Annotated in this window: 11 protein-coding genes; 4 read left to right on the top strand and 7 right to left on the bottom strand. The window is 57.0% G+C overall.

Annotated features, from left to right (window positions below; all coding sequences use genetic code 11):
• Positions 1-1,026 precede the first annotated feature (1,026 nt).
• Positions 1,027-2,259: a cysteine desulfurase-like protein gene (locus tag Q0650_RS07005; protein WP_298817289.1), complete on the top strand. Its 1,233-nt coding sequence runs from the start codon at positions 1,027-1,029 to the stop codon at positions 2,257-2,259.
• Positions 2,260-2,382: 123 nt separating this feature from the next.
• Here the strand turns inward: Q0650_RS07005 and Q0650_RS07000 are convergent, their stop codons facing one another.
• The 6 genes from Q0650_RS07000 to mraZ form a co-directional block, all read right to left on the bottom strand.
• Positions 2,383-3,228, bottom strand: coding sequence for a hypothetical protein (locus Q0650_RS07000; protein ID WP_298817288.1), 846 nt, complete (start codon positions 3,226-3,228; stop codon positions 2,383-2,385).
• Complete coding sequence (locus Q0650_RS06995) at positions 3,225-4,325, bottom strand: cell division protein FtsZ (protein ID WP_298817284.1); 1,101 nt, start codon at positions 4,323-4,325, stop codon at positions 3,225-3,227. The genes Q0650_RS07000 and Q0650_RS06995 overlap by 4 nt, the downstream gene beginning before the upstream one ends.
• 31 nt (positions 4,326-4,356) lie before the next feature.
• Complete coding sequence (locus Q0650_RS06990; RefSeq protein ID WP_298817282.1) at positions 4,357-6,282, bottom strand: N-acetylmuramoyl-L-alanine amidase; 1,926 nt, start codon at positions 6,280-6,282, stop codon at positions 4,357-4,359.
• 54 nt (positions 6,283-6,336) lie between these two features.
• Complete coding sequence (locus Q0650_RS06985) at positions 6,337-7,668, bottom strand: CHAT domain-containing protein (RefSeq protein WP_298817280.1); 1,332 nt, start codon at positions 7,666-7,668, stop codon at positions 6,337-6,339.
• A gap of 187 nt (positions 7,669-7,855) precedes the next feature.
• Positions 7,856-8,047, bottom strand: coding sequence for a hypothetical protein (locus Q0650_RS06980; RefSeq protein ID WP_298817278.1), 192 nt, complete (start codon positions 8,045-8,047; stop codon positions 7,856-7,858).
• A 41-nt stretch (positions 8,048-8,088) separates the two neighbouring features.
• Positions 8,089-8,544: a division/cell wall cluster transcriptional repressor MraZ gene (gene mraZ / locus Q0650_RS06975; RefSeq protein WP_298817276.1), complete on the bottom strand. Its 456-nt coding sequence runs from the start codon at positions 8,542-8,544 to the stop codon at positions 8,089-8,091.
• 380 nt (positions 8,545-8,924) lie between these two features.
• Here mraZ and Q0650_RS06970 point away from each other — a divergent pair, with 380 nt between their 5' ends.
• On the top strand, positions 8,925-9,419 hold the full coding sequence (locus Q0650_RS06970; protein WP_298817273.1) for a hypothetical protein: 495 nt from the start codon (positions 8,925-8,927) through the stop codon (positions 9,417-9,419).
• Complete coding sequence (locus Q0650_RS06965) at positions 9,304-9,798, top strand: hypothetical protein (protein WP_298817291.1); 495 nt, start codon at positions 9,304-9,306, stop codon at positions 9,796-9,798. The genes Q0650_RS06970 and Q0650_RS06965 overlap by 116 nt, the downstream gene beginning before the upstream one ends.
• A 48-nt stretch (positions 9,799-9,846) precedes the next feature.
• Here the strand turns inward: Q0650_RS06965 and Q0650_RS06960 are convergent, their stop codons facing one another.
• Positions 9,847-10,548 (bottom strand): hypothetical protein, encoded by a 702-nt coding sequence (locus Q0650_RS06960; RefSeq protein ID WP_298817272.1) that lies wholly within the window; start codon positions 10,546-10,548, stop codon positions 9,847-9,849.
• Between the two features lie 167 nt (positions 10,549-10,715).
• Here Q0650_RS06960 and pheT point away from each other — a divergent pair, with 167 nt between their 5' ends.
• Positions 10,716-13,298 (top strand): phenylalanine--tRNA ligase subunit beta, encoded by a 2,583-nt coding sequence (gene pheT, locus Q0650_RS06955; RefSeq protein ID WP_298817271.1) that lies wholly within the window; start codon positions 10,716-10,718, stop codon positions 13,296-13,298.
• Positions 13,299-13,301 lie beyond the last annotated feature (3 nt).

Genomic DNA, 13,301 nt, shown 5'->3' with positions numbered 1-13,301 from the left:
GCCGGTGGCGGGGAGGGCGGCGGTGGAGCGGCAGGCGGCGGGGCAAGGGGTGCGCAGCGGCGGCGTGGTAGCACTGAGAGCAGCATTGGAGCGCCTCCTGAGGTTCGTTGATGAATGAGTCGTCATATATAAAACCGCGCGACATTCGTAAACGTTGCGCGGTGTTTGTGCGCAAGAAATAGATGTCTATGCAATCATTTATGAGTGGATGCAATGGATCTGCGCCTCACATCAAACTGAGTTCTAAGAGATAATAAGGCTGAAGCGGGAATGCTGCTCGCCGAAGTTTGGATGCGCGACCAGGGGTGGGGAGCGCGTGGATACCTCATTTTGGATAGAGAAGTTTGCTCAATCTCGGTGTGGCAACGATCTTGTCTCATCGCTTTCGCATGTGTGTGGAGCAAAGTGCCGACGTGAGATGGATGGGCGGCGTGAACAGAATCACTTCCACATTGGTGTGGGAGGTCGTGGTGTCTGGTCGGGTTGTCGTGAGCAGGGGTATCGCGCGCGCGTGTGAGGGCCATACGAGACGGAGCCGGCAGTAGTTGATCGCAACGTGCATCGCTCCCGCCTGAGGGAGGGAGGTCGTTGTGTCTGGTCGGGCTGTCGTGAGCAGGGGTATCGCGCGCGCGTGTGAGGGCCATACTGCTCGTTGTCGTGACGTTGGTATGTCGTTACTCCCGCGTATGTGAGAAATGGCGGCGTCACGAGCGCTTATCGATCTGGTCGTGGATGTCACTCCTGCGTATGTGGGGGATGGCGGGAAGAGGGTGCGCTCGCATAAAACCCAACACAGTGCACTCGAACAGGCATTAGTGCAATGCCTGCAGCCTTCGTTAGTCGGGTATACCGAGTCACAGCATCACTATGTCCCGAAGATTATCTGTCGCTTCCGCGAAGCGTGGTTGGGGACGGTCATGGTATCGCCATACACCTGATCGCAACTTCATTCACTCCAGCCTTTCAACCTGATAGCCACATCTGGTATTATTTGACGAAACAGCGATGTGTTGCGGAGTTATAGTTATGCCTCTCGAACCGAATGCCATTCGTCCCCTCTTTCCGGCTCTGGCGCAAGAGGTTGCCGGTCAACCGGCTATCTTTTTTGATGGCCCTGGTGGTACGCAAGTACCGCAGATGGTTATTGATGCGATCGGCGCTTATCTGGCGCGCGATAATGCTAACACGCACGGCGCATTTTTAACCAGTCAGCGCACTGATGCCACGATTGCTGCTGCCCATGCGGCGATGGCCGATTTGCTTGGTTGTGCGCCTGACGAGGTCTTCTTCGGCCAGAATATGACCTCACTGACTTTTGCCCTCAGTCGCGCGATTGGACGTGAACTGCAACCTGGCGACGAAATCGTGGTGACACGGCTCGATCACGATGCAAATGTTGCGCCATGGCGAGTGTTGAGTGAGCGTGGGGTTGTTATCCGTGAGGTTGACATCGATCCAGAAGACTGTACGCTCGACATGGCCGATATGGCCACAAAGATCGGTGCTCGTACCAAACTGGTTGCGGTCGGTTATGCCTCAAATGCTGTTGGCACGATCAATGATGTGCGGCAAGTGGTGAGTTGGGCGCATCAAGTGGGCGCAATTGTTTTCGTGGATGCAGTTCACTATGCACCTCATGGCCCAATTGACGTTAAAGCGCTGGATTGTGATTTTCTGGCCTGTAGCGTCTACAAATTCTTCGGGCCGCACGTTGGTGTGATGTATGGTAAACGTGAGCACTTGCAGAGCTTGCAGCCTTACAAAGTGCGGCCTGCATCTGACACTGTGCCAGAGCGCTGGATGACTGGCACCCAAAATCACGAGGGTTTGGCCGGTGTCGTTGCTGCGGTTAATTATCTGGCCAGTCTTGGGCAACCTGCGCCCGATCGACGCACTGCCCTGGTGACAGCGCTGGAGCGAATTGCTCATTATGAGCGTTCGTTAGCGGTGCAGTTGATCGAAGGTTTGCTTGCCATCCCCGGTTTGACCTTCTACGGTATTCGCGAACCAGAACGGTTTGCCTGGCGCACGCCGACCGTCTCCTTCCGGCTGGCGAATCTGTCGCCGCGCATCGTGGCTGAAAAGCTGGCTGAGCGCGGAATCTTTGTCTGGGATGGAAATTACTATGCGCTCAGCCTGAGTGAGCGTTTGGGTGTTGAGAAGCTTGGTGGTATGGTGCGCGTGGGGCTGGTACACTACAACACTGCTGATGAAGTAGAACGTTTCCTTACGGTGTTGCGTGAACTGACTACTATCTGAGGATGGCGCTTAAGTATTGGAGAGATGTGAACCTCAGGTCGGCGAGTGCGGGTGTGCTGTAAAATCTGCCTGCCTCGCCTGACCGGTTCTCTCTAGGCGTCTGAAAGTGGATGTCAACTCGGGTCACGGTTTGCTCCTCTGCTCTGCGCGATCCCAGATCAATAGACCTGGTTGTTTGCTTAACATCACACGATCCGGGCTATATCGTACACTGACATCATTTCTGCTGTTAAGCACGCGCCGGTCGAGATCAGGCGGAAGTGTAGTGATATATCCTTCGTCATTGAAGAAAAGTCGCACACAGGAGAAAGCGAAGGTTAAGTCGTGTGGGCTGGCAAGGGTGATTTCCAGATCGGCATCGTTGTTAATACTGGCATGACCACCAAGATCGCCGAGCATTTGGCGAAGCGCATTGATGTCGACATTTAATTGTTGTCCCTGCGCGCCGCTGAAGGTGATCGTGAGATGGCGGCTGGTCAGAATCGAGTCGATCAACAACAATTCATAAGGTGTCTGCTCGAACAAGATCGCCGCTGCCGGATTGGTGCGATCGATGGCGCGTCCAGCCAGGGCCCAACCGAGCGCATTCACGTCATAGGCGAGGCGCATCGCAGTGGGGAATGAGAAGGTGATGGTTGTTGCTCCCTGCACGGAGGTTGTGAAAGTGGCAGTGGGCAGACCAAAACCGTAGAGAAAACCGCGCAAAATGTTTAAGCCCAGCTCAAGATTGACGCGCCGCGATCGGCGACCGCTGATGTCGATCAATTGTGATACTGAGGGCTGTACGCTGAGCGGGCTGGAATCGGTGAGCAATGGTAACAGCGAGCCACGAAAGATGCTGCGTCCGCGGCGATGGACGACAACTGAGAGCGGTCGGATGCGGGCGTCTGGCACACGCACCGGGTTTGCTCCGAATAGATCATGCACAAGTGAAACAAGTGGATCGTTCGTGCATAGATGCAGGATCATACTTTCCCTCTTCGGTATAACTTCAAGAAGGGTGGAAGGTTTTCTTGATCTTGGGTGAACGCAAGTGATGGCTGATCTGCGCGAGTTGATCCTGATGGTGGCTGCGTTGTCATTGTATGGTGTAGCCGGCGGAATGAGCCAACTTTGCTGGCGATCAACGTGACACGCACGCGGTCCTGATGATTCAGAGCCGGTGAATTTGCCACCCCGATCACCGGATTGATATCATTGTCGATTGTCTGGTGTATGTTATCGATAGCGCGACTCACGTCGTGCAATCCCAGGTTATTACCGCCAATAATTGAGACGAAGATGCGCTTGGCCTTCATTAAATTGCCTTCTAGCAAATCACATTTGAGCGCCTGCTGCACTGCGCGCTGAGCGGCATCGTTGCCGCTGGCACTGCCGATACCGAGCATTGTCTGTCCGGCATTGCTCAGCGTTTGCCGCACGTGAGAGAAATCGAGCTGCATCAGCGAGGGCAACGAAAGCTGTTCAATCACTCCACTGATAGCTGCGCTCAAAATGGTATTGCTGTAGGTCAGCGCTTTGGTCAACGTTTCACGTGGATCGACAAAATTGAGAATCTTTTGATTAGAAACAACAACCACTGCATCGGCAGCCTCTGTTAGTGCAGCCAGACCCTGTTCAGCAGCGCGACTGCGCTGGCCTTTTTCGACCAGGAAAGGCATGGTGACGAAGGCTAGCGTGAGCGCACCGAGCTGGCGCGCTAATCGAGCGACAATTGGCGCAGCGCCGGTGCCGGTGCCGCCACCCATCCCGGCGACAAGTACCACGAGATCCGCTCCGGTGAGAGCTTTAGCCAGAACGGGTTCGCTCTCGCGGGTGGCGGCGGCACCCACTTCAGGCACACCGCCAGCGCCTTTGCCGGCAGTGTGTTGAGGCCCCAGGAGGATACGAGTCGGAATATTGACCCGTCCGACCAGGTCTTGTTGATCGGTGTTGGCAACGATCATATCGACCTGAGCAGAGGGTAACCGGATGGCGCTGACCAGATTTCCGCCACAGCCACCAAGACCGACAAGTTTAATGTTAATCGGTGGGTGCGATGGAAGTGTCGTGCTTGTGGATTGCATTGCTTCTCCCACAGGCATTGATATGCCAGATTTACTCGATTTCAACGAGTGTCGCGCGCGCAGTGTGATCGATCACGCGCAGTCGGTCAGCGTTGATACGAAAATGACGCCGCAGCAATTGCACAAGCGCCTGAGTTGCACGCTTTAATGGCGGCGGCGCGTTGTTAAGCGATCCTTCTACTGCAATCACCAACGCGCGTTGGTCGAGTCGTTCCGCCGGCAGGCCAACGCCGCGAGCAGCGCGGGCGATGTAACGTTCGTGCCGAAGACGGAATACCGTGCCTGTATGATCGATGAAGTAGTGCCATCGCGCGCCGATATGAGCATCGGCTAAGTGCAAGCTGGCAGGTCCGCTGGTTGGCACCAGCAGGATGGTGTCAATCGGGCGGCGACGAACTTCACCATCACCGGCAAACATACTGACATCAATTAGTGGTCGGCCTTGACGGATCGGTCCCAACAGAGGATCGCTGGTAGTCAATGGCGCTGGCAGACGCTGGTTGGTGAGACGTGATAGCCGCAGGATACCGGTTGCAAATTGTCGATGGTTGCCAAGCAGTGCGGTCAGCCGTCCAAAAGAGCTGGTCGGAGGCAGCGGACGGTCGAGCGGCCAGTCTGGTGTTGGCAGGCGACAAGCCACTACATCAAGCGCGAAGGGCATAAGTGCAACTGGCGTATCATCAATCATTACTGTTTCAGCAGGGCCGAGTGGCGCACCGAGGTCTTCTTCCAGCGCATACCGAATCAGGGCTGCGTCAGCCTGGTAGCGACGACCGGTTCGCAGCGCAAAGAGATCATCGAGCAAGAGTTGCGCCAGTTGAGTGGCTCGCGCGCGGCTCAAGCCGGTGAGGGTTATTTGACCGGTAGCGGCGCGACGAATCTCACTCAGGCGATAGATCACCTGCCATTGTCCAGCCGGTGAGCAGAGACTATCGAGCGCAAAATGCTGGCAGGCAAAGCTAACTCCTGGCGCGAGTGCCAGGCGGTGATTGTGGCTGATCGGCATGCCGAGAGAGTCGATATGGGCGAGAAAATACTGGTGAAAAGCCCAACCAGGCTGAAAGCCGCTTACCGGATCGGCGGCGCGGAAGACCGCTTCAAGCAGCGCCATCCGTTGTGGACTGGCGGGAACGGCGCTCAGCCGCTCGATGCGCGCGCCGGGGTGGAGCGCATCATCAGGGCCAACAGCAGCAAACAGCGCATCACGGGCGTACACTTCGACCACGTAACGGGTGCCGTCGGGTAGGACAAGCGCGCGTTCACGATCGTTAGGCGCTGAGGCCGGACGTGGTGACAGTGGCCGGGCGATTAATGAAGCTACCGGCATTCCCAGATTGGCGGCGCGAGCCTGAGTGAAGAAGGGCCATTCGGTCGGCAGACCGCTGCCGGCAGCCCGGAAGGCAAGATCAAACATATGCTGTCGTAACTGATCTCCCGGCGGCAGAGCAGGTGTTCCCGGCAGATTGGCAAAGACTTCACTGAGAAAGCGTTGCCAGGGAAAGCCCGCCGGGTCAGTCTTGCGTCCCGGCGCAATATCCAGATGCCGTACCACCTGTGAAGGTGGGATCTGATACTTCTGTACCAGCTCGCGGGTCAGCCAAAGCGCAGCAGCATATTGCTCGGGCGGGTAAGGATCGCGGCCATCGTTGCGATTCTCCAGCTCGATGCCTATTGATACATCGTTGCAACTGAACACAGTACGGCCATCGACTTCCCAGCGACTCGTGCCGGCGTGCCATGCAATATCCCGATCGGCAACCAGTTGAAAAATCTGGCCAAGCTTGGAGATATAGTAATGCACTGACACCTCGCGGCCAGGCGCGCCACCCTGGCGAAGCCATCTAAGATCGCCTGGATATGAGCCTGCGGTGGCGTGAAGCACCACCATGCGAATGCGATCAGGTGTTCCCGGCTTGAAATTGGCGCGGCTCATTCCGATCCATTCGATGTGATACATTGTCACCTCAGATATAGACGACGCATGCATCGTCCCTATGTTTAGGCGATAGCGTTACAGTTCAATGCCATACCGTCGGCGGAGCCATTCATCTTGAATGCGGAGCCGACGAATAACAGGTGATGGATCACGACCTGAACTCCGATGACTGAGCGTCAATGCCGGAGGTTGATCACTTGGTGGCCGTAAGTAGATGGGTCCAAGGCTGCGACTACGCACATACAGCGCCGGCACGAACCATGACACCTGATCGGTTTCACCGACATAGAGCGCAATGCGGGCAGCGACCAGCGCCTCTTGGACGCTGCGTCCCTGGGCGAGGCCGGCGTAAACGATACTGGCAATGCGGGTAGCAGCATCGGCGCGAATGGTAAACTGCATGCCAATCACTACCGGCACACCGGCAACACTGAGCGCGGGAGCCACACTGCTCAGCAAAGCAGACCCGGGTGTGGCCATTGCGCCCTGACAGGCATGAAGGAGTACCATCCGCACTCCACCTGCTGCCGCCGCCAATGCTCCAGGTGGTGTCCAGTCTTCACCGCCGCTCTCGCGGTCGAGCAAGAGGGCGCCGGCTCCCTGCTCGTAGCGTCCATGGCCGTAGTAATGAATGACATCGGGAGACCACTCACGCACGACCCGTTCAAGTTCACGGCGCGAAACCGGACTGAGTTCGCGCACTTCGGCCAGATGGCGCTCAAGAAGTGGTTGCAATGCACTCATCCGCGCGCTCCGTTCAAGCTGGCGCAGTTCAGGCGGGATCCCGGCCTGTGGCGAAAGGGCCAGGATACGCAGCGCACCTTGCCCTGAAGTGGGTAGAGGCGGCGGACCGGTGTGTTTCAAGCGACGTTCAATTGAAGCTGAAAGGCGTCGTTCGGCCAATAGTGGGGTTGGTTCGTCGGCCCAGAGCAACTCCCAGGGTAGCGCCGCCAGCGCTACATCGGCCTGAGCATGGGCATTGAAATGGCATGCGATGAGGAGTGGTCGATCAACGGCCAGCGCATAATTGCGCGCGATCTTCAGTGCTTCGGCGCCGCGCTGATCGTGGGTCAGGGCGCGAAAGAGTCGCCGTCCGACTCGTCGAGGCAAATCGGACGGGACGCGATCGCCGTCGTCCCAGAAATCGAGTTCGCGCAGACGCTCTTTCTCAGCCGACGTAAAGGTAAAAGCTGCCTCTTGGGCATCTGTCCAGGGATGTGGGTAGGCCGGATCCTGCAATACGTCGAGCGCGCGCAAGACCAGCGGCAAATCGGTGACGGCGATAGGCATGGGCATTTGGCTCTGCGTAATATCGATGACCTCGTTGGCCTCCCAGCGCGCGAAGAAACCGCGGTGGTACGAACTGAAATCGATCGAAAGCAACACAGGCTGATATGTTGATCGCATAAGGTCTGACCGGTTTCGAACGAGGACGGCACGGCAAGATACAGCGTTGGGTAAGAGAATGAGGACGCGCGCTGTTGTCGAGCAATCGCACCTCGCAACAATAACAAAAAACAATCACAACAATCACAATTGCGCACCACGACTGGAGAGTGCTCATAGCGTGACAACAGGCTACGTCCATAGCGAATCATTCCTCGCAAGATGGCCCCGACTCATTGCTGTGTAGCAAAGCGATCAACAACAGTTGATCGGCATTGCGCTCACGCAAGAGCACCCGTTCACGTTGTAAGGTCTGGTAAAGGCGCTGCCGGGCGATGGCGGCGCTGCCGGTTGGCCGGTCGATAGCGGGGCGGGGCTGATAGAGTACGGAGCTGGACATAGAGCGAATTTCCTTTCTACTACAATATGTAGTAAACACCATCACAAAAAAAGCGCATTATCGGGCGGGACTGACACATCCCAATCACGGATTGACCAGCGTCCGGCCAGCGCCAGAATATTCGTCTGGCAATCTTGCCAGCGTTCAGGCGACCATATTTCGAGGTATTGCTCCATTCCCACCACCACGGCGGCACGGTCAAGGCCGGCATAGTTCCGCAGAGCGGTGGAGATCACGATTGCGGCCTGGTCATCGAGCAAAGCGGCGCTCGCTTCGGCAAACAGCAGTCGGCGCAACCAGCGCTCGTCAGTTCCGGCGAGGCTCAGGCGACTAACCCGCTGCGTCAGACCTTGCCAGAACGATTGCGGACAGAGTTGCAAGCAGCGTTCAAAGCCGCGGGTAATTACCATACCGGTGGTGAAAGCCGGACGAATCGGCGCAGGAAGAACCAGGCGGCCATGTTCGTCTAACGATACCTGCCATGTGCCGATCAGCATTGCTCCCTCGCGGTATCAAAACGGCGGTTAGAGATAGTGTTTCAGGGTACTTGTTGGGTTTCTTTTAGGATTTATCAACTTTTTGCTATTCTCACTATAGCATATAATATTCGAGCTGTCTAGCCGGTTCAAGGGTGCTTGTTGGGCGATGTCTTGACTTTACTACAAATTGTAGTATTATGAATGCGAACCGGCTGACAACAAATCTGGTCAGAATACTAGTGCGTCACTCAGCGCTGCGCGCGATGCTCGCCTGAAAGGAGGATAGGAGCAGGTTAAGACAATCGCTAACAAACGCCCAACAAATGCCCGAAAAGCTAGACAAAAACTTCCATCTGCAGTATAATCAATCCTGAAAGGTACCCGAAAGGAACCCTGCAATGCAAGCAACGACTCACGATGCTCAGTACAACGCAGTGACCGAAGCCGATCATCTCGCCGTGCAGTTGCCTTTACAAGTGATGGGGTTGTCAACTGTCTACGCCGCGGCTCTTGAGCTGCTTCAGCGCCGTTATCCTACTGTCTTGCCTGATCATTTGTGGGCGGAAGTCGCGGGTGGCGTTATTCTATCGCTAGCGCCGGTTGCGCTGGCTGCCCGTCGTTTGGGTGGTCTCGACTGGCATCGTTATGAAGATCTGGTCTGGCGCAGTTTTGTGGCTGCGGGCATCCCCATTATCTTGTGGCAACTGGGAGAGAATGTGCTCCGCCGCCGCGCGGCTGAGGAGTATCTGCGCCGACCACGAAGGAGCGCTGTTGATTATGCCGACGATTCCACGCCGCTGGCCAACCGAATTGGAGAACGAGAGGGTGGAGCTGATCCGCGTGGCGGACGAGGCGGTTCAGCATATCCAACTGGCCAGGAGTACTCTGGATGAGGTGCGCGCCGAGCTTGGTCGCAATGTTCATCTGGCCCGCGTCTTGATCGTGACTGCTGAGCGCGCGGTGTATGATGCCTTGACTTGCGCTGAGCGAATGCGACGTTATCTGGCTATTGTGCGCGGCGCCGAGATTAACGGTCGCTGGCCGATGACCGCCGCGCGTCAGCGTGATGATAGCGAACATGCGCTCATCCAGGCGATGCAAAGCCTCGAAGAGGCTCAAGATCTGTTCGAGGCTTTGCGCGACAGTTATCAGTCGAATTTTACTCTGGCCGAAGCAGTGCTGGCCGATATGACGCTGGCCCTCGCTCGCGCTCGCCGTTCGATTGAACAGATGGTGCGTTTGTTGACTGAGGCCGCAATTGGGCGAGACTAATCCTTGCTAATGTGACAAACCGGATCGCTGTCCACGATGATGATTGCGCTATGGTGTCGGCGTGGGCGTGGTTGTCGCTATTGGCGTTGGTGTTGTCGTGTTTGGCGCTGGCGCTGCAGTTGGGGTGGTTGTCGGCAGGCTGGTATCGTCAGCCGTGTCGGCAGCGATGTCGCTCAGCCGGTTGAGAAAGCGAATCAACCGTTCACTCCGCTGTTCGATTTCACGAATCCGTTCGTTTTGCGTGGCCTGCACTGTCGCGACAACTGCAACCAGTATCTGTCCCTCACGGAGCTGATCCTGTAGCGCCGCTGCCTCAGCCACAGCGGTTTGAAGCGTTCGCCCCAATGCAACTGCGGTGATAGCCTGTCCGGCTTGCGCAGTGGCCGCTGCCGCCAGTTCTCTAGCCTGGGTCTCTAACTCGTCGATCCGTTCCCGCGCATTGCCTGTCTCGATACTGTTCTGAGCTTGCGCGGTTTGCAGTTGCGCAATGGTGTCGGCCTGCGCAGTGGCTGCCGCTTGCAGCCGCTGCACTTCAATACTCGCTTGCCGAATCTGTTGTGGTGTGGTCAGATCTACCCCAAGGAGATAGAGAATGCCGGCAGACGCGGCAAGCGCCAGGCCGACGGCAATGGTTACTGTGAGTAGCCAGCCGATAAAGCCGAGCAAACGGCTGAGGCAACTGCGCGGACGTGGCGCCGGTGGGGTTGATGGTACATGTGGGACAGGAGGCAATTCTTCGGGTTGACTCATATGGTTTTGGTTTCCATAGACGCGAACACTCCGCTATTGTAGCACGAAGGTCAGTGTTGTTGCAGCCTGTCGCGGCTTCGTCTAAATCCTGGTAGCCTTGCTCATTTGACAGCCGGCAAAGCGCTGACTACAATCGCAATAGTCAGATTGCTATGCTGAGGAGCCATATGAGAGTTCCGCTGTCGTGGTTGCGCGAGTTTGTCGCGATAGATCTACCGGTCGAGGAATTGGCTCGCCGCTTGACGTTTGGCGGGATGGAAGTTGCTCAGATCCATCGCATTGGCGTTGAAGGTTCGCCGCTGCCATGGGATCCTGAGCTGATCGTGGTCGCGAACGTGCTGGAGGTGCGCTCGCATCCAAACGCTGACCGGTTGGTGCTGGCCGATGTTGATTATGGCGCGCCCCAACCTCATACAGTTGTCACCGGCGCACCCAACCTTTTTCCCTATCGCGATCAAGGCCGGTTGTCGCGCCCTTTGAAAGCCGTTTTCGCTCGTGAAGGCGCTCAGTTGTACGATGGCCACGCAGAGGGTTGGGTGATTACCAGGCTGAAAGGCCGACCGGTACGCGGGGTGATGAGCGATGCGATGCTCTGTTCTGAGAAGGAGCTGGGCCTGAGCGAGGATCACGAGGGTATTCTGATCCTGCCGGATGATGCGCCGGTTGGTATGCCACTACGCGACTATCTGGGTGAGATTATCCTTGAGATCGATCTTACCCCCAATTTTGCTCGTTGTCTGTCGATTGTTGGCGTAGCCCGCGAGGTGGCTGCCCTGACCGGCGCGCCCTTGACCATTCCTGATCCGCAGGTCGTTGCGGAAGGGCCGTCGATAGTCGGGCGGGCCAATGTGACTGTCCACGAACCCGATCTTTGTCCGCGTTTCATGGTTGGTCTGGCTGAGAGGGTTAAGATCGGGCCTTCGCCGTTCTGGATGCAGCGCCGCTTGATCAATGCCGGGATGCGACCGATCAACAACATTGTCGATATTTCCAACTATGTCATGCTTGAGTGGGGCCAGCCAACCCATGCATTTGATGCTGACCGGGTAACCGATCGCCATCTGATTGTCCGGTTGGCCCAACCCGGTGAACGTTTGACCACGCTCGATGACCGCGATCGTGACCTGACTCCCGGCCCTGATAGTGGTTTGTCGCACCCGCCGTTAATGGTATGTGATCCAACGGGGCCGCTGGCGGTGGCGGGAGTGATGGGTGGCGCCAGTTCTGAGGTGAGCGCGACTACGACGAACGTTTTGCTCGAAGCAGCAATCTGGGAGCCGGTTCAGATTCGGCGCGCGGCGCGCGGTCTCAAGTTGCCCAGCGAGGCCTCGCGTCGGTTTGAGCGTGGTGTTGATTATGAGCTGCCACCGATTGCACTCCGTCGCTGTCTTGAACTGATGCGCCTCTACGCCGGTGCAACCATTGCCGCCGATTTCATCGATGTCTATTCTCGTCCGTGGCAGACGGTCACTATCGATCTCCCGCCGGCTGAGGTGCATCGTTTGCTTGGCATTCATCTTGATGCTTATAGCATTGTCGATATGTTGCGGCGGCTGGGATTTGAGTGTTCGATCAAAGGTGGATCAACTGTTGGTGATTTTGCTCTCCTCACCACCGATCAGGTTGTACAGGTGCGGGTACCCTCCTTCCGCCAGGATGTAACGATGGTAGCCGATCTGTGTGAGGAGATTGCCCGCGTCTACGGTTACGATCGCATTCCATCGACACGGCTGGCCGATGAGCTGCCGCCACCGGTGACGCACAAGGCTATCGAGCTGGAAGAGCAGGTGCGCGATCTGATGGTAGGCGCCGGTTTGACGGAATTGATCACCTATTCGTTGATCGACATGGCACTGGTTGCGCAGGTGCAGCCGTCAGAGGCCGTTGCCGAGCGTTACCTGAAGTTGAGCAATCCCAGCACTCCTGAACACGTCTACCTGCGACGTTCGTTGTTGCCATCGATGGCTTCCGCCCTGGCGATGAATTTGCGCGAACGTGAGCGTTCGCTGGTTTTCGAGATCGGGCGGGTGTATCTCCCCATGGCCGAGCCGGGCAAAGATGATCACTGGCTGCCTGCTGAACCTCGCCGTCTGGCCATTGCAATGGCCGGTCCGCGCCAGCCGGAAAGCTGGCTGAGTACCGATCGCGAGTGGCTTGATTTTTATGATTTAAAGGGGATTGTCGAGTTGCTTGGCGAGCGGCTAGGCCTTTCCGATCAGTTGAGCTTCGCGCCACTGACCGATGATGAGCGGTTTCATCCTGGCCGCTCGGCAACGCTGATGTTGACGCTCAAGCGCGATAGCCGCGGGCAGCCGGTTGCCCAACAGTCGGTTGGAGTTTTGGGGGAGGCGCATCCGCAGGTGCGCGCGCGGCTTGAGGTGTCGGCACCCCGGATATTGCTGGCGGAAATCGATCTTGAGACGCTCTTCGAGCGCGCCGGTCAGGCGGTTTACCGGCCAATCTCACGCTTCCCGGCCAGTGTCCAAGATTTGTCGATTGTGGCTGATGAAACGGTAAGTGAAGCGCAGATTCGAGCCGTGATTCAGCGTAGCGCTGGCGAGTATCTAGAGAGTCTGACGCTATTCGACCGGTACAGCGGGCCGCAAGTGGGCGCCGGCAAGCGCAGCCTGACGTACCACCTGGTTTTCCGCGCCGCCGATCGCACGTTGCTTGACGAAACACTGGCAAAGATTCGGAAAAAGATCATCACGAACCTTGAACGCGAACTGGGAGCGACGATCCGTAGCTGATCT

The sequence above is a fragment of the uncultured Chloroflexus sp. genome (assembly GCF_937129525.1).
GTDB lineage: Bacteria > Chloroflexota > Chloroflexia > Chloroflexales > Chloroflexaceae > Chloroflexus.
This window is presented reverse-complemented; position numbering and strand designations above follow the sequence as displayed.